At 63.9% G+C, this 20,553-nt stretch carries 21 protein-coding genes and 1 tRNA gene; 6 read left to right on the forward strand and 16 right to left on the reverse strand.

The window, feature by feature from the left end:
- Positions 1 to 40 precede the first annotated feature (40 nt).
- The 6 genes from U1R88_RS11445 to U1R88_RS11470 all read right to left on the reverse strand — a co-directional run bounded on the left by U1R88_RS11445 (position 41) and on the right by U1R88_RS11470 (position 6,030).
- A complete protein-coding gene (locus U1R88_RS11445) occupies positions 41 to 325 on the reverse strand; it encodes a copper-binding protein (RefSeq protein WP_322431327.1) in 285 nt (94 codons plus the stop codon).
- Complete coding sequence (locus U1R88_RS11450; protein ID WP_322431328.1) at positions 325 to 807, reverse strand: cupredoxin domain-containing protein; 483 nt, start codon at positions 805 to 807, stop codon at positions 325 to 327. Before U1R88_RS11450 ends, U1R88_RS11445 begins: the two co-directional genes overlap by 1 nt.
- A 21-nt stretch (positions 808 to 828) precedes the next feature.
- Positions 829 to 2,217, reverse strand: coding sequence for a multicopper oxidase family protein (locus U1R88_RS11455; RefSeq protein ID WP_322431329.1), 1,389 nt, complete (start codon positions 2,215 to 2,217; stop codon positions 829 to 831).
- 17 nt (positions 2,218 to 2,234) lie between these two features.
- Positions 2,235 to 3,692, reverse strand: a complete 1,458-nt coding sequence (locus tag U1R88_RS11460; RefSeq protein ID WP_322431330.1) for a TolC family protein — start codon at positions 3,690 to 3,692, stop codon at positions 2,235 to 2,237.
- Positions 3,693 to 4,091: 399 nt separating this feature from the next.
- Entirely contained in the window at positions 4,092 to 4,541 is a 450-nt protein-coding gene (locus tag U1R88_RS11465) for a hypothetical protein (RefSeq protein ID WP_322431331.1), read from the reverse strand.
- Between the two features lie 55 nt (positions 4,542 to 4,596).
- A complete protein-coding gene (locus tag U1R88_RS11470) occupies positions 4,597 to 6,030 on the reverse strand; it encodes an MFS transporter (protein ID WP_322431332.1) in 1,434 nt (477 codons plus the stop codon).
- Between the two features lie 153 nt (positions 6,031 to 6,183).
- On the opposite strand from U1R88_RS11470, the gene soxR reads away from it, so the two are divergent.
- Entirely contained in the window at positions 6,184 to 6,627 is a 444-nt protein-coding gene (gene soxR, locus U1R88_RS11475; RefSeq protein WP_068287422.1) for a redox-sensitive transcriptional activator SoxR, read from the forward strand.
- Positions 6,628 to 6,633: 6 nt separating this feature from the next.
- Here soxR and U1R88_RS11480 read toward each other — a convergent pair whose 3' ends face one another.
- A complete protein-coding gene (locus U1R88_RS11480) occupies positions 6,634 to 7,050 on the reverse strand; it encodes a VOC family protein (RefSeq protein ID WP_322431333.1) in 417 nt (138 codons plus the stop codon).
- Between the two features lie 203 nt (positions 7,051 to 7,253).
- Here U1R88_RS11480 and U1R88_RS11485 point away from each other — a divergent pair, with 203 nt between their 5' ends.
- Positions 7,254 to 7,721 (forward strand): GNAT family N-acetyltransferase, encoded by a 468-nt coding sequence (locus U1R88_RS11485; protein ID WP_322431334.1) that lies wholly within the window; start codon positions 7,254 to 7,256, stop codon positions 7,719 to 7,721.
- Here the strand turns inward: U1R88_RS11485 and U1R88_RS11490 are convergent.
- From U1R88_RS11490 to U1R88_RS11505, 4 genes are read right to left on the reverse strand one after another with little or no spacing between them, the layout of a single operon-like run.
- Positions 7,711 to 8,397, reverse strand: a complete 687-nt coding sequence (locus tag U1R88_RS11490; protein ID WP_322431335.1) for an amino acid ABC transporter permease — start codon at positions 8,395 to 8,397, stop codon at positions 7,711 to 7,713. The two genes, U1R88_RS11485 and U1R88_RS11490, sit on opposite strands and share 11 nt — an antisense overlap.
- Before the next feature lie 20 nt (positions 8,398 to 8,417).
- Positions 8,418 to 9,227 (reverse strand): transporter substrate-binding domain-containing protein, encoded by an 810-nt coding sequence (locus tag U1R88_RS11495; RefSeq protein WP_322431336.1) that lies wholly within the window; start codon positions 9,225 to 9,227, stop codon positions 8,418 to 8,420.
- Positions 9,228 to 9,229: 2 nt separating this feature from the next.
- A complete protein-coding gene (locus U1R88_RS11500) occupies positions 9,230 to 9,559 on the reverse strand; it encodes a GYD domain-containing protein (RefSeq protein WP_322431337.1) in 330 nt (109 codons plus the stop codon).
- Positions 9,556 to 10,230: a cysteine hydrolase family protein gene (locus U1R88_RS11505; protein ID WP_322431338.1), complete on the reverse strand. Its 675-nt coding sequence runs from the start codon at positions 10,228 to 10,230 to the stop codon at positions 9,556 to 9,558. Before U1R88_RS11505 ends, U1R88_RS11500 begins: the two co-directional genes overlap by 4 nt.
- 110 nt (positions 10,231 to 10,340) lie before the next feature.
- On the opposite strand from U1R88_RS11505, the gene U1R88_RS11510 reads away from it, so the two are divergent.
- Positions 10,341 to 11,231, forward strand: a complete 891-nt coding sequence (locus U1R88_RS11510) for a LysR family transcriptional regulator (protein WP_322431339.1) — start codon at positions 10,341 to 10,343, stop codon at positions 11,229 to 11,231.
- Positions 11,232 to 11,241: 10 nt separating this feature from the next.
- Here the strand turns inward: U1R88_RS11510 and U1R88_RS11515 are convergent, their stop codons facing one another.
- The 5 genes from U1R88_RS11515 to U1R88_RS11535 all read right to left on the reverse strand — a co-directional run bounded on the left by U1R88_RS11515 (position 11,242) and on the right by U1R88_RS11535 (position 15,347).
- The gene (locus tag U1R88_RS11515; RefSeq protein ID WP_322431340.1) at positions 11,242 to 12,000 is read right to left on the reverse strand and encodes a YbaY family lipoprotein; all 759 of its coding nucleotides are present in this window, start codon (positions 11,998 to 12,000) and stop codon (positions 11,242 to 11,244) included.
- Between the two features lie 256 nt (positions 12,001 to 12,256).
- A complete protein-coding gene (locus U1R88_RS11520; protein WP_322431341.1) occupies positions 12,257 to 13,879 on the reverse strand; it encodes an ABC-F family ATP-binding cassette domain-containing protein in 1,623 nt (540 codons plus the stop codon).
- Positions 13,880 to 13,960: 81 nt separating this feature from the next.
- Complete coding sequence (locus U1R88_RS11525; protein WP_322431342.1) at positions 13,961 to 14,671, reverse strand: phytanoyl-CoA dioxygenase family protein; 711 nt, start codon at positions 14,669 to 14,671, stop codon at positions 13,961 to 13,963.
- A 70-nt stretch (positions 14,672 to 14,741) separates the two neighbouring features.
- Positions 14,742 to 14,818: transfer RNA gene (locus tag U1R88_RS11530), tRNA-Arg, on the reverse strand.
- Between the two features lie 85 nt (positions 14,819 to 14,903).
- Positions 14,904 to 15,347 (reverse strand): HlyU family transcriptional regulator, encoded by a 444-nt coding sequence (locus tag U1R88_RS11535; RefSeq protein WP_322431343.1) that lies wholly within the window; start codon positions 15,345 to 15,347, stop codon positions 14,904 to 14,906.
- Positions 15,348 to 15,398: 51 nt separating this feature from the next.
- On the opposite strand from U1R88_RS11535, the gene U1R88_RS11540 reads away from it, so the two are divergent.
- The 3 genes from U1R88_RS11540 to U1R88_RS11550 all read left to right on the forward strand — a co-directional run bounded on the left by U1R88_RS11540 (position 15,399) and on the right by U1R88_RS11550 (position 20,342).
- Entirely contained in the window at positions 15,399 to 15,641 is a 243-nt protein-coding gene (locus tag U1R88_RS11540) for a hypothetical protein (protein WP_068287442.1), read from the forward strand.
- Between the two features lie 364 nt (positions 15,642 to 16,005).
- Positions 16,006 to 17,157, forward strand: a complete 1,152-nt coding sequence (locus U1R88_RS11545; protein ID WP_322431344.1) for an efflux RND transporter periplasmic adaptor subunit — start codon at positions 16,006 to 16,008, stop codon at positions 17,155 to 17,157.
- Positions 17,158 to 17,168: 11 nt separating this feature from the next.
- On the forward strand, positions 17,169 to 20,342 hold the full coding sequence (locus U1R88_RS11550) for an efflux RND transporter permease subunit (RefSeq protein WP_322431345.1): 3,174 nt from the start codon (positions 17,169 to 17,171) through the stop codon (positions 20,340 to 20,342).
- Positions 20,343 to 20,553 lie beyond the last annotated feature (211 nt).

The raw sequence follows: 20,553 nt of genomic DNA on the forward strand, positions 1-20,553 counted from the left end.
ACGGCCCCCTTCTCGCGAAGGGGGCCGTTCGAATCCGGCGTTACTTCGCCTTCTCGATCTTGGTTACGGTCAGACGTCCGTTGACGCGGTCAGCCTCGAAGGAAACCTTGTCGCCGGTCTTGACCGTCTTGAGCATGGCCGGATCGGCCACGGCGAACACCATCGTCATCCCATCCATGTCGAGATTCTTGATCGGGCCATGCTTGAGGGTGATCTTGCCCTGGGCCTCGTTGATCTTGGTGACCTCGCCACTGACAGGTGCTGTTTGTGCCAGAGCCGAGGTCGCCAAGGCGGAAAAGGCAAGGGTGAGGAGGAATTTGCGCATCAGAGAGCTCCTGTCTTGGTGGTGACGATGATGGTGCCGGCCATGCCGGCTTCGCGATGGCCCGGGATCAGGCAGGAAAAGTCGAACTCGCCGACCTTGGTGAATTTCCAGACCATTTCGCCGGTTTTCTTCGGGCTGAGGCGCCGGGCATTGGGATCGTCATGCTCCATGTCCGGGTTCTTCTGCATCTCCGCGCCGTGCTTGAGGTTTTCTGCCAGCGTGGCCAGCACGATCTCATGGTCGATCTCGCCATTGTTGCGCAGGACGAACTTGACCTGCTCACCTTGGCGAACCTCGATCTTGCTGGGGATGAACATCATCTTGCCGTCGGCCTCGCGCATGGTGATGGCGATGGTGCGGGCCGGCTTCCTGGCATCGCCCGGCTCGCCATAGGGGCGGGCGCCACCATGGCCGGCGTCGGCTAAGGCCGGCCCGGCCGCCAGGGCCAGTGCAACGGCCGCAAACAGGGTTTTCGGGAACATCCATGCTCCTTTCATTGGGGGTCAGTGCTGATCGTGGGTGGAGCGCCGGCCGGGCTTGACCACCCGGACTTCGGCCGTGCTGCCACGGTTCTCGGGAATGACGGGCGCGTGGAAGGCATTCTTCGACGCGCCGGTCCATTCGTAGGAGACCGTGCCTTCCGGGTGCTTGAACCAGCCCGGATCCTTGTAGTCCCCGGCGGCGAGGCCCTGGCGGACCTTGACCACCGAGAACATGCCGCCCATCTCCACCGCGCCGAACTGGGCGAAGCCCGTCATCATCGGCAGGGTATTGTCGGGCAACGGCATTTCCATCTCGCCCATGTCGGCCATGCCGGCGGAGCCCATGGGCATGTAGTCGGGCACGAGCTTGCGGATCTTGGCCGCGACAGCCTTCTTGTCGACGCCGATATAGTTGCGGACGTCGTGGCCCATGGCGTTCATGGTGTGGTGCGACTTGTGGCAGTGGATGGCCCAGTCGCCTTCCGCGTCGGCGGTGAAGTCGAAGGCACGCATCTGACCGACGGCGCAATCGATGGTCACTTCCGGCCAGGCAGCGGCTTCCGGCACCCAGCCGCCATCCGTGCAGGAGACCTTGAAGTCGTAGCCATGCATGTGGATGGGGTGGTTGGTCATGGTGAGGTTGCCGAAGCGCACCCTGACCTTGTCGCCTTTTCCGCAGACCAGCGGATCGATGCCCGGAAAGGCCCGGCTGTTCCAGGTCCACAGATTGAAATCCGTCATCTCCGCCACCTTGGGCACGTAGGAGCCCGGCTCGATATCGTAGGCGTTGATGAGGAAGACGAAATCGCGGTCGACGCGCCGGAAGGCCGGGTCGCGCGGGTGCACGACGAAGAAGCCCATCATGCCCATCGCCATCTGCACCATCTCGTCGGCATGCGGGTGGTACATGAAGGTGCCGCTCTTGTGCAGCTGGAACTCGTAGACGAAGGTCTTGCCGGGCTTGATGTGCGGCTGGGTCAGCCCTCCGACCCCATCCATGCCGTTGGGCAGCAACTGGCCGTGCCAATGGATGGTGGTATGCTCGGGCAGCTTGTTGGTGACGAAGATGCGCACCTTGTCACCCTCGACCGCCTCGATGGTCGGGCCGGGGGACTGGCCATTATAGCCCCACAGATGGGCGACCATGCCGGGCGCGATTTCGCGCACCACCGGCTCGGCGACCAGATGGAATTCCTTCCAGTCGCCGTTCTGGCGCCAGGGCAGAGTCCAGCCATTGAGCGTGACCACGGGGTTGTAGTCCACGCCTGTGGCCGGCACGAGCGGGGGCTGCATGCCGGCATCCTTCATGGTGGGCGCTTCGGGGATGGCGGCGGCCTGGGCGCGGCCGGAGATGGCGCCGGCGCTGATCAGGGCCGCGGCGCCGAGGAGGGAACGGCGGGATACCGTCATGATGTCAGCTCCTGTGATCAATGCGCCGCGCCGGCCGCGGGGGCGGCGGTCATGGCGGTTTCCTCGCCCGACGACGGGGCGGATCCGCCACCGATGAGGGCAGCCTGGAAGTCCACGCCGGCGATGAGGAAGTCGCGTTGGGCGCCGATCGCCGCCACGCCGACGTCGAGGCTTTCGCGCGTGGTGGTGAGCAGGTCGAAGACGTCGATCAGCATGCCGCTATATTCGAGCACGGCCTGTTCGTTGATGGTCTTGCGCAGGGGCAGGATGCGGGAGCGGTATTGGCGCCAGATCTCGTGCCGGCCGCGATAGGTGAGATAGGCCGCGCGCGCCTCGGAGCGCACGGTGACGGCCTTGTCCACCAGGCGGTTGACCGATTGCATATAGGTCTCGCGGGCGCGCCGTACTCCCGTCTCGCCGAGATCGAAGAGCGGGATCTGCACTTCGAGCTCGAAGCCGCGCGGATAGTCGCGCTTCTTCACGCCGTCCTCGCTGGCGCGGGTGTAGTTGGCCAGGCCCGTGAGATCGAGCAGGGAAACATAGCGGCTCGCCTGGGTCAGGCCGAGTTCGGCAGCCATGGCATCGAGATCGAGGCGAGAGGCGATGAGGTCGACCCGCTTGCGAACGGCCTGCGCCTCGATTTCGGCCGACGAGGGCAGCTTTCCGGGCGTGGCCGGCATTGTGCCCGGCAATTGATAGTCCGTCTCGTTGCCCCACAGGCCGAGCTGGCGGATCAAGGCTTCGCGCTCGGTGCCGGCCTGGAGCCTGGCTTCTGCGAGGCGGTTCGACACCTCGGCATAGAAGGAGGCCGACCGCGCTTGGTCCAGCTTGGTGGCGGCGCCGGTCTCGCCGAGCTTGCGCGAAAGATCACCGGCGGCTTCGGCCGAAAGCCGGGCCTTCTGCAGCAGGCCGACGGTCTGGCGTGCCGCCACCGCGCGGTAATAGGCCTTTCGCGTATCGGCGGCGAGGCGGAAGGTCGCCTCGATGGCCCGATAGCGCGCCGCTTCGAACTGGGTCTTGGCGATGTCGCGGCGAGCCGGCAAGGTCAGCAAGGAGAGGACGCTCGCCACCAGCCGGCGCTCGATGTCGAGCTCCCCGCCGGCCACCACGCGCTCGAGCTGGAAGGTCGGGCTCGGCGGCAGGCTCGCCGCGACATAGGCCGCCTCGGAAATGCCGAGCGTGTTGTATTCGGCCTGCAGGCCGCGATTGTTGAGAAGCGCGATCTGCACGGCGCGATCTGATGTCAGCGGCTTGGCGAGCAGGGCTGATACACGTGCCTTGGCCTGCGCGGCCTCGGCCGGCGAAGTGATCTTGACCGTTTCCTTGCCGAGTTCGATCGCGACGCGTCCCTTGACCGGCGCCATGCCGCCATCGGGCGTGAAGCCGGCGCAGCCGGCCAGGGCGAAGGCAAGCGAAGTCAGCATCGCCAGCCGCCTTGGCCGCGCCACGGGATGGGATAGAAACCGGGACATCATGGCTCCTTCCGCCGGGGAGCAACGCTGTCGTTCCGTTGCACCCAGGGTTTGGGATCGACCGGGCGGAAATCCGCGGTTCCCGCGGTGACCGGTGTGTATCGCAGGGGCGGGACGGGTGCAGTGGGATTGGTCGGGTCAGGACCGACGGCGAGCCTGGGGGGCGCCGCGCAAGCGGACAGGACGACGGCGACAACCGTCGGGATGGCGATTTTCATGAAATTTCTCGGACAGCGGCGTCGGGCCGCCTTCAGGGCAGCCGCGGGCGCAGCGATTTGGGGGACGAGGCGGAATGCGGCGCGTCAAACGCTCCGCACGGCGACCTCTCGGCTGTGTCCAGTCAGTCCTGGCCCAGCTCCCTCCCAGAGGCGCTTGGCGCCTGCCTGCGGATGGAAGGGGAAATCAGCCGACGGTCGCGTCGGCGTGTCTGGGAGGGCGGTCGAGCAAGGACAGCATCGACATCGGCAATCCCGGCGCCACGATCGTGTGCCTGATGGCAATGATGAAGGTGCGCGCATTCAACGAGGAAACGCCAGTCTCCATGGCGACATGGCAGGCCAAGGCGCAACAGGTGGAAGCGGCTTCCCCTTCATGAGTTTCACCGCCGCATGGCGGAGCCTGGTGGCAGGACATTCCTTCCAAAGCTGCGTCCCCGCCATGATCATGCGTGTCAGCTTTCTTGCCCGCATGATGGCTCATGGCCTGATCGCCGGCCATCCGTGTGCTCGCCATGGCCCAGCCGACACTGGTCACCGCGAACAGCAGCGCGAGCAGCAGGCACAGGACGGGGCGAACATTTCGAATCATGCTGGATTTGTATGAAGCTTGCCACGTGGGAAGGACAAGTCCCATTTCGAGAGCCCGGACAACGCCGTCTGCCTTCCGAGCCCTTGCAGCATGGATGGCCTCATGCCGGGCATTCGCGCGGCTTTTCCGCGTCCTTGAACAAATGTGGAGCCAGCTTCAGGGCGGCGAAGACGCCGGGCAGGGCGATCAGGATGGCCAAGATGAAAACAGCCAGCATGGCCTGCTGCAATTGCGGACCCGTAGTTGCCGAGCCGGCGCCATTGGCGTTGGCGACGAAGCCGAGCACGGCGGCCCCGATGGCATAGGCGGCCGACTGGAGAGTGGGCAGCAGCGCGGAGGTGCGGTTGCGCTCCTCCGCCGGTGAGGCCTCCATCAGGCCCTGGCTGAGATAGCCCCAGCTTGCGCCGAAACCCGCCCCAATCAAGACCTGGCCGCCGATGAGCAGTACGATGTCGGTGCGCCAGAGCGCGAAAATGATGGCGATGAGGCCCAGCACCAGGAACAACGGTCCTAGACAGATCAGCCGGCGGCGGGTCTGCTGCGAGGCCACGCTGGCCACCGCGATGGCGACGAGGCTCCAGCACACGGCCATTACCGCGTTGAGCGCGCCCGCCAGGGTGGCGCCATAGCCCCATAGATGCTGGATCAGGTAGACGAGATAGACCGAGGCGGCCGAATGGGCCATCGGCATCAGGAAGACGATCCACAGGCCGAGGCCGATCGGCTTGCCGAGCCGAAAGGCGTCCTTCGGGAACAGACGCGCCGGCGAACGCCTGTCGCTATAGACGGCGCCGACATAGAGCAGCGCTGCGAGGATGAGCAGCAGGACTGCGGCACCGGTGCCGCCGGCAACGTCGGCGATCATGACTGCTGCCATGCCGGCTCCGATGGCACCGAGCTGGACGAGAGGAAGCGCGGCCGCGTCCTGCCGGGCCGTATGCGGTACCACTTTGAGGACCAGGGCGATGAAGATCAGCGACAGCGGCACATTGACCAGGAAGGCGGCCCGCCAGGACACGGTCTCGCTGATGATGCCGGCGACAGCCGGGCCGCCGAAGGCCGCTGCTGCCCAGACCATCGCCTCGGCGCCGAACACCTTGGGTACCAGGCGCGAGGGAAAGATTTCCGGGATCAGGGCATAGCAGACCGCGGCGATCAGGCCTTCGCCGAAGCCCTGCAAGGCACGGCCGACCAGCAGCACGGCCATGGCGGGGGCCAGGCCTGCGATCAGGGTGCCGGCCGTAAACAGCAGGGCTGCTCCGATCAGCGCGGCCCGGGCCCCATGGCGCGCCTTCACCAACGCCGCGATCGAGCCGCCGAGGATGGCGAAGATCAGATAGAGGCTGACGGACCAGGCGATCAGCGAAGCACCGCCGAGCTCATCGATCGCCGAGGGCAGGGCGGTCGAGACCAGGAAGCTGTTGAAGGCGAACAGGGCCACGCCAAGGCAGAGCGTGGCTGTCGCACCGGCATAGCGGCCGACGGCAATCTCGCGCCAATGGGCTTGGGTTCCCGTGTTGATTTGCGCGTCCATCTTCGGCTCCAACTCGCGACATCCAGTTCATACGATGTCCGGTGCCATTCCGGCATCCGACATTGTCTGGCCTACAACCTCTACTTAAGTTAAGGTCAAGCGGTTTCGCGATGGTCGCGAGTTTTCCTCGATAGGCTTTGATGGAGGCGGTCCATGGCTGAACTGAGCGTCGGCGATCTCGCTCATCGCAGCGGCGTGTCGGTAACGGCGCTGCATTTCTACGAGCGCAAGGGACTGATCCGCAGCCGGCGCAGCCAGGGCAATCAGCGGCGTTACGATCGGGCCGTGCTGCGTCGCGTCGCCCTGATCAAGGTGGCACAGGAGCTCGGCTTCTCGTTGGCGGAGATCGGGACACGCCTCGCCGAGCTTCCGGACGATCGTCCGCCCTCCCGCGGCGATTGGGAAATGCTCGCCACGCATTGGGCCGACGAACTCGACCACCGCATCGCCCTGATGCAGAACCTGCGCAACGAGCTGACCGGTTGCATCGGCTGCGGCTGCCTGTCGATGGAGCGCTGCACCCTGCTCAATACCGATGACCGGCTTGCCGGCGCAGGAAACGGCCCTGTGAGGCTGATGCAGGAGGCTGAGGCGTAGCCGGTCTCAGCTCGCCGCCTCGAACGGCAGGTTGATCTGCCAGGAGACGCCGAACCGGTCGGCAGCCCAGCCGAACCGGCGGCTGAATCCATAATCGTCGAGGGCCATGAAGACGGTGCCGTCCTGGGACAGGGCCGTGAAGAGGCGATCGAGCTCCTCATTCGTCTCGCAATCAATGAAGAACGAAAAGGACGGCGTGAAGGTGAAGTTGTGCTGCACGGGGCTGTCGATGCACATCACGCTCTGGCCGGCGATGCTGAAGCGTGCCTTCTTGATCGAGCCCGGCAGCCCCATCTCGCCGGCACCATAACGCTCGACGTCGAGGATCTCGCCGTCGGGAAACAGGGAAACATAGAGGTTCATGGCGGCATCCGCCTGGCCTTGCCCCTGGAACATCAGGAAAGGCTGGACCGTCAGTTTCATCGGCATTTCCTCCAGAAGGAGCGATCCTCGTCATTTCAGCGCCTGTTTGGCGCCAGCTGGTACTTCCTTCCATGGTGACGTGGCGAGAATGTGGGCCGATCGGCTCTCGGCGTAGAGCGCGCAGGAACCACGGCGAATCACGCTAAGGCGGTGTGAAGCGCATGGGCCCGCACCGGGCAGGCGTGCAATCGGGACGGATGGCAATGGATGTCGTTGTGATCAGGCAGGGCGGCGAGGCGGACAGGCCGGCGCTGAAGGCGATCCTCAAGGATACGTTCGACAGCACCTGGCGGCCCAACATCACGCCGGCAGCCGTCGAGCGCTATCTGATCTCCGGCGTTGCCGACCGCTTCATCGACGAGCACGGGCTGGAATGCCTGGTTGCCGAGATCGATGGCGAGGTGGCGGGCTTCATTCGCTGGGAAGGCGATTTCATCGATGCCCTGCATGTCCATTCCCGTCATGCCCGCAAGGGACTCGGACAGCGGCTGATGGAAGGAGCGGAGGCCGCGATCGTGGCGGCCGGGTTTGCACAGGTGCGCCTAGAAACCGATACCTTCAACGAAACGAGCCAGGCTTTCTACCGCTCGCGCGGTTATCGCGAGGCCGGGCGCTATCCCGATGAGGAATGGCAGAGCGGTCTGACCACCATTCTCTTCGTCAAGCCTTGAGGCCCTGCTGCATGCGGCGGGCGATGAGCGATTGTGCCAGCATGAACAGCGAGACGATGACGAGGTAGTAGATCAGGGCGGCGCAATACCATTCCACAAAGCGGAAGGAGGCGGCGATGGCGTCATTGACCACCGCCATGATCTCGCGCAGCGAAATGACATAGGCAAGCGAGGTCACCTTCAGGAGGTTGATGAATTCGTTGACCAGGGCCGGCAGCGAGACACGCAGGGCCTGCGGTAGGATCACCAGCCTAAAGGCCTGCAGGCGAGTGAGGCCGAGGGCGGTCGCCGCTTCCCCCTGTCCCGCGCCGATCGAGCGCAGGGCACCCTTCATGATCTCCGCCATGTAGGCTGATGTGACCAGGGTGAAGGAGATCGCGGCCGCCACGAAGGGCGTGAACCAGCCGGCCTTGAGCAGAAAGGGCATCAACTGCGGCGAGCCGTTCCAGACCAGCAGCAACACCAGGATCAGGGGAGCTGCCCGGAACACCCAGACATAGAGCTGGGCCGAACCGTTGCGCACCGGTTTGCGTGAGTTCAGGCAGAGGGCCAGCGGCAAGCAGAGGAAGAAGGAGACAGCGAAGACCATCACCGACAGGATCAGGGCGATGGCGGCGCCCTGCAGCATGGCCGCATTGGTCAGTGCCGTCAGGAGGAGGGCCGGATCGAAGGACATGTCGACGCTGCCGCTCCCGGCTACTTGTCGTAGTCGACGTCGAAGACGGCGGCCTTGAGGCCGTATTTCTGGGCGAGAGCGGTGAAGAAGCCGTCATCGCGCAGCTTCCTCAGGGCGTCGCGCACCACTGCCTGGTCGCCATCCTTGCGACGCATATAGATGCCGTAGGTGAAGTCGGACTGCCAAGTATAGGCGATCTGGAGCGTGTCCCTGGCATCGGCGACGCGCAAGGCACCCTCGGCCTCCTCGGTCAGCGTCGCATCGACCCGTCCCACCATCACCTGCTGATAGGCAGCCTGCTGGGTCGGATAGTTGTGGATGGCGACGGGCGGCTTGCCGGTCGTCGCCAGGATCTTGTTCAGTGGATCGAGGCGCTCTTCCTTGTAGTAGGTGCCCGCCTCGAGCGCGACATTCTTGCCGCTGAGGTCGTCAGGCTTGCCGATCTCGCCATTGCCGGCCTTGGTCACCAGCACGGTGGCCGATTTCATGTAGCGCACGCCGTCATAGGTCTTGCGGCGCTCATCATTGATGTAGATGCCGCTGATGATCATGCCGCAGCGCCCCGAGCCGAGCGTCGGCAGGAGACCCGAGAAATCGGTGACGGTGTAGGTCGTACTGGCGCCCCAGGCCTTGGCCAGCGCTTCGGCGATCTCGATATCGATGCCGACGGGTGTCAGGTCACCGGGCGAGCGCTTGTAGCTCAAAGGCGGAAACGCCGCGGTGGTGCAGACATTGATCGATCCGTCCGAAACGAAGCTCGGCTGCTGCGCGAGGGCCGTGGTGCTGACGAGCGTCGCCAGTGCGACCGGAATCAGGAATTTCGCCGCCATGATCAGTTCCCCTGCATGTTCTGGATGCGTCCGACGATCCCGCCATAGGTTTCCGTATCGAAGGCGGGGAGGATGAGCGGATCGACATGCCCGTCACGGCGTGCGGTGAGCACATATTGCATCATCGCTTCGTTACTGGGCATCTCGAAGATCTGCACGAAGTCATAGGCGCCGAGCACGGCGTAGAAATCGATGGAGCGGCCACCGAGTTCGGCGACCCGCTCTTCGCTGACCCGCCGTCGTGCAGCGCTGTCGGAGAGTTCCGCCAGTCCCTTGGCCGTCAGGCGCATCAGCGAGACATAGCGCTGGGGAGCGCCGCGATCCTGCTTCACACGCCGGCCCTCGGCAGCTTGGCAAGGCCGGCGAGCACGGCAGCTGCATCGCTCAAGGCGCCGAAGATGCCGTTCTCCACGGTCACCATGTGCAGCGCGGCTTCATGGGCGCGCTGGTCGCCGCTGGCGCAGGCATCCGAGATGGTCAGGCACTGGAAATTGCGGTCGCAGGCCTCGCGCAGGGTGGTGTGGACGCACACGTCGGTGGTGCAGCCCGAGAAGAGCAAATGGGTGATGCCTTGGGCCCTCAGCACATGCTCGAAATCGGTGTAGGTGAAGGCGCCGTTGCAGGTCTTATCGACGACGATGTCCTCGGGGCGTACCTCGATATCGGAGACGATCTCGAAGCCAGGGCTCGAGCGCAGCAGTACTTGCGTGCCGTCGAGGCCGGCGCGCGTGCGACGCCATTTCTCGTAGGGCGTCATGTCGGCCATGTCGCCGCGATAGCCCTGGCGGGTGTGGATGATGCGGATGCCGATGGCGCGTGCGGCGTCGATCAGCCGGTTGACCGTCGGCAGGATCGCCCGGAGCGGGCTCGGGTCGTAGCCCTGCTTGGCGAAATAGCCGGTCGGCGAGAGGAAATCCTCCTGCAGGTCGATGACAACAAGCGCCGTGCAACGCGGGTCGAGCCTGCCGTCATAGGGATAATCGAATGGTGTCGCGTGGATCATCGGGGTGCTCCCTTTCGTCGTCCTGGATAGCACTTGAAATCGTTCTAAAATAACGATTTGTTTTAACCAAAACTGTTCTAATAATCTCACCGATCATCATGTGAGGCGCGATGGCCCGTCCCCTGGTCTATCTGCAATATCTGCCGGCCTTCGAGGCGACAGCCCGGCTGGCCAGCCTTCGCCGCGCGGCGGAAGAGCTCAATCTCAGCCCGAGTGCCGTCTCGCTGCAGCTCAAGAAGCTCGGCGAGGCGACCGGGATCACACTGTTCGAAAAGGCGGGACGCAATATCGCGCTGACGCCGGCCGGCCGAGACTTTGCCCAGGCGGTCGCCGTCAGCCTCAGCCAGCTCGATACGGCAGCGCGCGATTGCCGAAGCCTGGGCACCCCGGCGCAGCAGCAGAATCTGTCATTGTCCTTGCCGACGGCGCTCGGGGTTGCCTGGCTGAGCGCGGTGGCGGTGGAATTCGCAGAAGGCCGCAACATCGCCAACCTGACCATCAACGAGGCGATCACTGCCGCCGAGGTGGATTGGCAGGCCAGCGACATCGCCATCGTCTACGACAATCCGCCTTTCCCGGGACGACATTGGCGCCTGCTCAGTGAAGTGCGGCTGCGGACGGTATGCTCGCCGATCCTGTTCCCGCGGCTCGACCTGCAGCATCGTGAGCGCAAGCTCAACGGCATCACGCTGCTGCACGAGGATCGCGGCGAGGAATGGGCGCGCTGGGGCGTGGCGGCTCGGGTCAATCTGCAGGGCAGCGCCAGCGTGCGCGTGGCCTCGGTGGCGCAGGCGGTTGCCTCGGCGGTGCAAGGGCAGGGGCTGGCGCTGGTCTCGGACGTGCTCACGCGCAACCTGCTGCGCGAGGGGCGGCTCATCCAGCCCTTCGCCACCTCGATCAACGCGGCGGCGGCCTATTACATCCTTTGTCCGGTGGACCGGGCGGAAGAGCCGCTCCTGCAGGCGCTGATGGAGCGGCTTGTCGAACGCGTCGGGTCATGAGATCCGGGGGCTACATGCGGGCGAGCAGCAGGATCCGGCGGCCCCTTGCATCGAGGAGCAGCAGCTTGTTGCGCGCGGCATCGATGCGCCAGTTGCGGGCCGCTCGAAGGGCAGCGAAAAACTTGCCTTCCTGGTCCATGATGGACGGCGGGCAGGCCATCTGGGTGCTGACGATCTGGCCGAAGCGGATGCGCGAGCCCTTGATCACCGCGCTGCCGCCCATGCCGTTGCATCCGCCACGGCCCGAGACTTTGCCGTCGGCAGCGATTTCGAGCACGCTCTGCGCATTGTCGACCACGCCGCGGCCATTGATGTCCTCGGCCAGCCAGCGCCCGCTTGGTCCCGATGAGCCGGCCTCGGCTTGCTGCCCGACACGATCGACGCGGATGTCGCCATTGACCGGCTCGCCGGCAGTGACGGCGTGATGGGTGGTGTTGAGGAACCACAGGCGGCCATTGACGCTGATGCGTGCCTCCAAGGCATAGCGGCCGGTCGGCTTCAGGGCCCTGTCGTCATAGCGCAGGCGATAGGGAATCGGCACCTGCCGGCCGGGCCGGAGCGATGTCCGCGCGAGCGTCCTCGCCGGGGCATCCGCCAGGGAGACGTCGACGAGCTTGACCTCGACCACCGCCGAAGGAGGCAGGGCGATGCGCTCGCGATAGCTGACCGTGCCGTTCAAGGTGCGCTGCCTTGCGAGAGCTTCGCTCGCGGGAAGCAGCAGGCCGAGCAGGGCACAGGCTATGGCGAGGGGCCGCCAGCGATTGATCATCGGGTAACTCCTTAAAGGCGAGGGGTGTCGGCTCGCGTCGACTTCCGAGTTGCCGGGGCCACCCTATCAGCTTGACGGCTTGTTCAAAGCCTTCGGTTGCCGAGAACCGCTGGCGAGGCTGGCGCGGGAGCGGTGTGCCGATCTTCAGATCGGCATCCTTGCAGCAAACACTCTATATCCAAGAGTGCCGATCTGAAGATCGGCACACCAATGCAGCGAGAGCGCCTGTCAGGTTTGCGTCTGCGGCGACGATGCCTCAGCTATGCAGCCCCGGCGCTTCATGGCCGGTGCGGGCGACATATTCGGTGTAGCCGCCACCATATTGGTGGATGCCTTCCGGCGTCAGTTCCAGCACGCGGTTGGAGAGCGCGGCGAGGAAGCGCCGGTCATGCGAGACGAACAGCATCGAGCCCTCATATTGCGACAGGGCCGCGATGAGCATCTCCTTGGTGGCGAGGTCGAGATGGTTGGTGGGCTCGTCCAGCACCAGGAAATTCGGCGGATCGTAGAGCATCTTGGCCATCACCAGCCGGGCCTTCTCGCCGCCCGATAGGAAGCGGCATTTCTTCTCGATGTCGTCGCCCGAAAAACCGAAGCAACCAGCCAGCGTCCGCAATGAGCCCTGGCCTGCCTGCGGAAAGGCATCCTCGAGCGTCTCGTAGATGCTGCGATCGCCATCGAGCAGGTCCATGGCATGCTGGGCGAAATAGCCCATCTTGACGCTGCCGCCCTGCACGACCGTGCCCTTGTCCGGCTCGGCAGTACCGGCGACGAGCTTGAGCAGGGTCGACTTGCCGGCGCCGTTGATGCCCATCACGCACCAGCGCTCCTTGCGGCGGACCTGGAAGGTGAGGCCCTCATAGATGCTGCGATCGCCATAGGCCTTGTGCACTTCCTTCAGGCTGACGACGTCGTCGCCCGAGCGGGGCGCGGGCTGGAACTCGAAGGCGATGCTCTGGCGGCGGCGCGGCGGCTCGATCTTGTCGATCTTCTCCAGCTTCTTCACCCGGCTCTGCACCTGTGCTGCATGGGAGGCGCGTGCCTTGAACCGCTCGATGAACTTGATTTCCTTGGCCAGCATCGCCTGCTGGCGCTCGAACTGTGCCTGCTGCTGCTTTTCGTTGAGGGCGCGCTGCTGCTCGTAGAACTCATAGTCGCCCGAATAGCTGGTCAGCGTGCCGCCATCGATCTCGACCACCTTGGAGACAATGCGGTTCATGAATTCGCGATCATGCGAGGTCATCAGGAGGGCGCCTTCATAGCCCTTGAGGAACTCCTCCAGCCAGATTAGGCTTTCGATGTCGAGATGGTTGCTCGGCTCGTCCAGCAGCATCGCATCGGGCCGCATCAAGAGGATGCGAGCCAGCGCCACGCGCATCTTCCAGCCACCGGAAAGAGCGCCGACATCGCCGTCCATCATGGTCTCGCTGAAGCTCAGCCCCGCCAGGACCTCGCGGGCGCGGCCTTCCAGCGCGTAGCCGCCAAGTTCCTCGAATCGGCCCTGCACCTCGCCATAGCGCTCGATGATCGCGTCCATGTTGTCGGCCTGGTCGGGATCGGCCATGGCGGCCTCGAGTTCCTTCAACTCGGCCGCGACTTCGCTGACCGGCCCGGCGCCGTTCATCACCTCGGCGACGGCACTGTGGCCGGCCATCTCGCCGACATCCTGGTTGAAATAGCCGATGGTGACGCCGCGATCGACCGAGACCCGGCCTTCATCGGGCTCCTCCTCGCTGGTCATCATGCGAAACAGCGTGGTCTTGCCCGCGCCGTTCGGGCCGACGAGCCCGACCTTCTCCCCCTTCTGCAGGGTGGCGGAGGCTTCGATGAACAGAATCTGGTTGCCGTTCTGCTTGGAGATGTTTTCGAGGCGGATCATGGTACGGTCTTTACGAAAGGAACCGGGCTCTTACGCGATATCCTCGGTCGGGGAAAGGCACCGATCGACAGCGCGACAACTCTATACCCCCAACCACTTTAAGCCCCCCGGAAGAAAGCCTGTGGCAAAGTCGACCTGCAGCACGCGACGACGACGTGGTTCGGCAGCTGCTTCGGATGCGTGTAGAATAGGCGTCGCATAGAGCCAGACATCGCCACGTTCGGCCAAGCAGGCGGCTATACCGCATCGAGTTACCATATTGGCGATATCTGGTTCCGCGATTCGTCCGAAACGATGCGAGCCGGGCGCGACAAGCAAGGGCGCGTTGCTGATGGGAACGGCATCGAGATGGATTCGCGCCGTCACCATTCCAGCAAGAATCTCGATCGGTGGCGCAACGTGAATGAGGCCGTCCTTAACAGTCCAAGGGCCGAAACCTTCAACCTCGCGGCGTGCGGTCACGACGATGGTGCGATCCTGATGCCAGGGGAGCGACCAGTTGGTCGTTGCTGTCTTGTCGAACAGCAGCGCACGCACCGGCCTGCAGGTGGCGCCGAGCATCGAGGCGGCTATGCGTCCGATGCTACCAGCGGGCGATAGGATGGGATGCAAGGCCTCGATACCGCGGAGGCGAATTCCAGCTTGCTCGTTGGGGAGTGCCGCGAACGCTTCCTCCAGACAATCAAGGTCGACCTGTGTCGTCGCGCCCCCGAACTGTTGGGCACCATCAGGCTCGAAACGCAGCAGGCCAGCCTCGACAATAGCACACACACGATCACCAGTACGCATCATGCCGCTATCACGCCCTGGCGCGTTAAAGACAACCGTTAAACGACTGACAATGTGAGGAAAAAGTAGAGAATGGCGCGCCCGAAAGGATTCGAACCTCTGACCCTCAGATTCGTAGTCTGATGCTCTATCCAGCTGAGCTACGGGCGCGCTGGGAAGCGACCAGCGCTTCCATGGGCGGTCTGATAACCAAGCCAAGCGGGGGATGCAAGCCCCCCTCGCGCTTTTTTTCACATTATCGAAACAAACCCTCGCCCTGCTCGTCGATCAGCTGCTTGCCCTTTGTCAGGGAAAACTGCACGGCATCGTCCAAACTGGCGAAACGATCGGCCCGAATGAACTTGTGGCTCTTGAGTTCGCCGCCGATCTCTTTTTCCACATAGCCGCAGGTCTGATACTGGCCTCCCTCCTTATAGGGGGCCGGACGCACGGTGAATCCGTTGTATTCCTCGCCGTCGCCCTTGGGGGCGGGCTCACCATCCGATTCGCGTTTACCTCCGAACAGAGAGGAGAGGGATTTAAGGAAGGAGGCCACGGCAAAGTCCCAGTCTGATTGATCAAGGCCCGCACGATAGCTGCATTGACGCTTGTCGCCAATGGGCGCATGTTCCGCCCGGTTGTGGGAGGACGAGCTTTCGCGCAGGGGCTGCGGGGATTTGCTCCAGCCGGCGTGCTTCACTAGAATTTGCCGGCCGCTACGAGATGCGGCAGCGATTCCTGGGACACAGACATGAACAAGCTCATTCTCGCCGGCATGATCGTGATGGGTGGGTTCTATGCTGGGACAGGTACGGGACAGGCGGCCTCCCGCCCGCAAGGCGAACGCTACGCGGACAATGCCAGGCTCGAATGCATCCTCCCTTGGTACCGCTTCTTTGGTGCCTGCGACGAGGCGATCCAGGATCCGCCCGATGGCAAGAACGGGCATGCCTGGGAGTATCGCAGCCACCGACACCGCGGCTGGCGCCGCTAAAGCGTTACGCCGTAGGCAGGATTTCGGTTTTCAGCAACGACGACCCGCCGGTTGGAATCCTCGAATCTGGCCTCGGTGCCAAGTCCGGGGGCGCCTCTTCGGAGCGCGGGACTGCGTTTTTTTCGGCATCGATCTTCATCCAGTGGCCTTGAAATTGCCGCGGGAAGACCAAGATCTAGGAACCCCACAAGACGGCGGGGAGCCGCGGGGATTTCATTTTCAGTTTTGCCGGACAAGGGAGCCGGCATCGGGATTGTCGACGAACCCGGCAGATGGGCGCGTCGGCATGCCTGGTGCCGGCTTTCGCTAACTTATTGATTTTTCACCAGGGTCCATAAAAGGGGCAGCGATGCGTGAAGGTAAGATGATACTAGATAATTTGCGTGGCCGCGATGCCTTCATCGGCACCCTGCTGGCCTTGGGGCTCTCGACAGCGGCAATCGCCCAGAATGCACCGCCTCCCCCGGTTTCCGTCGCCAAGCCGGTAGTGAAGGACGTCGTCGAATATGACGATTTCATCGGCCGCTTCGAAGCCGTAGACCGCGTGGATGTCCGGGCCCGGGTCTCGGGCTATGTCGACAAGATCCATTTCGTCGACGGTGCCATCGTCAAGGCAGGGGACCCGCTCTTCACCATCGACCAGCGTCCCTATCAGGCCGCCCTCGAGGAGGCGCAGGCTGGCGTCGAGGCAGCCAAGGCGCGGGTGGATTTCGCCGCGGGCGACGTCAGCCGGGCCGAGAACCTGCGCAAGTCCGGCAACATCACCGGCCAGATCTATGACGAGCGCACCCAAACCCTGGCGACAGCCAAGGCCGACCTCAATCGCGCTCAGGCAACCCTGAACCGTGCCAAGCTCGACCTGCAATTCACCGAGATCAAGGCGCCGATCGGCGGCCGCATGTCGCGCCGGCTGGTCTCGCTCGGCAATCTCGTCAATGCGAACGAGACCGTCCTCACCAATGTGGTGTCGATGGATCCGATCAATTTCTATTTCGACGTCGACGAGCGCTCCTATCTCGCCTACCAGAAGCTCTCGACCGGGTCGCTGCGTGTTTCCAGCGATGGCAATCTCAACGAGGTTCTGGTCGCCACCTCGAACGAGCGCGAGCCCATCCACAAGGGCCATATGGACTTCACAGACAACCGCCTGGATGCCGCCAGCGGTACCATGCGGGCCCGCGCCGTGTTCGAGAACAAGGACCTGGCCTTGGTGCCCGGCCTGTTCGGCCGCATCCGCATTCTTGGTTCCGACAAATACAAGGGCGTGCTGGTGCCTGAGGACGCGCTCGGTTCCGACCAGGATCGGCGTGTCGTCTATGTCGTCAGTGCCGATAACACGATCACGCTGAAGCCGGTGCGGGTGGGCTCCCGCGTGGACGGCTACCGCGTCATCCGCGAAGGGCTGAAGGGTGACGAGACCATCGTCGTCAATGGACTGATGCGGGTGAGACCGGGCATCAAGGTCGATCCCAAGCTGACAACCCTGCCGGCGACCGCCGTCGCAGCCGCCAACTGAGAGATCGGTCCATGCGGTTTGCCCATTTCTTCGTCGACCGGCCGATCTTTGCTTCGGTTCTGGCGGTCGTGATCACCCTTGTCGGCGCCATTGCCTTCATCGGCCTGCCGGTGGCGCAATATCCCGAGATCGCACCGCCCACCATCGTGGTGCGCGCCAGCTATCCCGGCGCCAATGCCCAGACCGTCGCCGCCACCGTGGCCACGCCGCTGGAGCAGCAGATCAACGGCGTGGAGAACATGCTCTACATGTCCTCCTATGCCTCCAATGACGGCGCGATGTCGCTGACCATCACCTTCAAGCTCGGTACCGATCTCGATACCGCGCAGGTGCTGGTGCAGAACCGGGTGGCCATTGCGACACCCCGTCTGCCCGACGATGTCAGGCGCCTCGGCGTCACTACGCTGAAATCGTCGCCCGACCTGATGATGGTCATCCACATGTTTTCGCCGGATGACCGCTACGATCAGCTCTACGTCTCCAACTACGCCCGCAACAATGTGCGCGACGACCTCCTGCGTCTCGACGGCGTCGGCGATCTCACCATCTTCGGCGAGCGCCAGTATAGCCTGCGTGTCTGGCTCGATCCGGACAAGCTGGCCAGCTATGGCCTGACCTCGTCCGACGTGGTCAAGGCGATCCAGGCCCAGAACGTGCAGGTTTCCAGCGGTGCCATCGGCCAGGAGCCGACCAGTTCGGGCGGCGCCTTCCAGGTTACCATCAACACGCAGGGGCGCTTCCAGGACGTCGCCCAGTTCCGGCGCGTGATCGTGCGCTCGACCCCCGACGGGCAACTCGTCCGGGTGCAGGATGTGGCGCGCGTGGAACTCGGCGCCCAGGATTACGTCACCAATTCCTACCTCAATGGCAAGCCGGCGGTGGCGCTGGCGATCTTCCAGCGCCCGAACACCAATGCGCTGCAGGCCGCCGACGAAATCATCAAGAAGATGGAAGAGCTCAAGCAGTCCTTCCCGCCCGGCATCGCCTATTCGATTGTCTACAATCCCACCCAGTTCATCGCGGAATCGGTCAATGCCGTCTACCACACCCTCGGCGAGGCCGTGGTGCTGGTGGTGGTGGTGATCATCATCTTCCTGCAGAGCTGGCGCACGGCGCTGATCCCGGTGATCGCCATCCCGATCTCGCTGATCGGCACCTGTGCGATCATGGCCGTCTTCGGCTTTTCGCTCAACACGCTGACCCTGTTCGGCATGGTGCTGGCGATCGGCATCGTTGTCGACGACGCCATCGTGGTTGTGGAGAATGTCGAGCGCAACATCAGCCTGGGCATGTCGCCGCGTGATGCGGCACATGAAACCATGGACGAGGTCGGTACGGCGGTGATCGCCATCGCCCTGGTGCTGGGCGCGGTCTTCATTCCGACCGCCTTCATTCCCGGCATATCGGGCCAGTTCTATCGGCAGTTCGCGCTGACGATTGCGGTCTCGACTTTCCTTTCCGCCTTCGTCTCACTCACTCTGTCGCCGGCGCTCGCCGCGATCCTGCTCAAGCCGCACAGCCATGAGCCGCCGCGTAATCCCCTGACGAGGCTCGGCAAGAGCCTTGCCGGTGGCTTCAACCGCGGCTTCGACGGCCTGTCCAACGGCTACGCCTCCAGCGTCAACCGTGTCGTCAGGCGCAAGATCATCATGCTGCCGCTTTATGCGGGGTTGCTGGCCGGCACGGTCTGGGCGGTGCAGAAGGTGCCGCAGGGCTTCATCCCGACGCTAGACCAGGGCTATGCCATCGTGGTGGTACAACTGCCGGACGGTGCCGCGCTGTCGCGCACCGACGCCGTCACCCGTCGGGTTTCGGAAATCGCGCGGGCAACGCCTGGTGCGCAGGATGCCGTCGCCTTTGCCGGCTTCTCCGGCGCGACCTTCACCAACGCCACCAATTCGGCTGCGATCTTCGTGCCGTTCAAGCCTTTCGAAGAGCGTCTGAAGGAAGGGCTGACGGCGGACAAGATCATCAAGGACCTGTTCGGCCGCATGCAGGTGATCGAGGAGGCCTTCATCATCGCCATCCCGCCGCCCCCGGTGCGTGGTATCGGCAATGCCGGCGGTTTCAAGCTGCAGGTGCAGGAGAGGTTGGGATCGGACATCCAGCGCATCCTTGCTTCGACCTACGAGATGATGGGCAAGGCCCGCCAGAATCCGAAATTGTCGGGCGTGTTCACCACCTTCTCGGCCAACTCGCCGCAGCTCTTCCTCAATATCGACCGGCAGAAGGCCGAGATCCTGAACGTGCCGATCACCAACATCTTCGACACGCTGCAGCAGAATCTCGGCACGGCCTATGTCAATGATTTCAATGCGTTTGGGCGCGTCTACCAGGTCCAGGCCCAAGCCGACCAGCGTTTCCGCAACGATCCCGAACAGATCGGAGGCCTGCGCGTGCGCTCGGCATCGGGGGCCCTGGTGCCGCTCGGTACGCTGGTGGAGGTGAAGGAGGTCTCCGGCCCGCAGCTGATCCAGCGCTACAACATGTATCCGTCAGTGCCGCTGCAGGGCAATGCCGGCCCGGGGGTCTCCACGGCCCAGGCCCTGGACGAGATGGAGGCTCTGGCCAAGGCAACCCTGCCGCAGGGCACCAGCTTCCAATGGACGGATCTGGCCTTCCAGGAACGGGCGACCGGCAATACCGCGATCTTCATCTTCGCCTTGTCGGTGCTGTTCGTCTTCCTGGTGCTGGCGGCCCAGTATGAAAGCTGGTCGCTGCCGCTCGCCATCATCCTGATCGTGCCGATGGCTGTGCTCTCGGCGCTGCTCGGCGTAATGGCCCGCGGCATGGACAACAACATCCTCACCCAGATCGGCCTGATCGTGCTGGTGGGCCTGGCCGCCAAGAACGCCATCCTGATCGTGGAGTTCGCGCGTGAGGCCGAGGCGCGGGATGGCAAGAGCCCGATCGAAGCGGTGGTGGAGGCCTGTCGCCTGCGCCTGCGCCCGATCCTGATGACGGCCTTCGCCTTCATCCTGGGCGTGGTGCCGCTCCTGATCGCCACCGGCCCCGGCGCCGAAATGCGCCAGGCTCTCGGCACCGCCGTGTTCTTCGGCATGCTGGGCGTCACTTTCTTCGGCCTGTTCCTGACGCCGGTGTTCTACGTCACCATGCGGCTGATCGCGCCGGGCAGGAAGAAGAAGGAGGCGAAGCCGGTGGAAGCGGCGCCGGCGGCGGAGTAGCGCCTAGAGCCTTTGGCTTCGCAAGCAAGAGGGCTTCCCGACCATAGTTGGGAAGCCCTCAGACTGCTGACAAACCCCGTCATTTTTTGGCGGGGTTATTTCATGTGTTTGATGCAAGGGTTTGAGTGTCAGGCTTTTTTTGAGAAGGCACCGGTTCAGGCCGCTGCTGACCTGTAAGCGGGGGCCAGCAAGGTGGCGATGCGCTTGATGT

This window comes from Labrys sedimenti, from assembly GCF_034424805.1.
Lineage (GTDB): Bacteria > Pseudomonadota > Alphaproteobacteria > Rhizobiales > Labraceae > Labrys > Labrys sedimenti.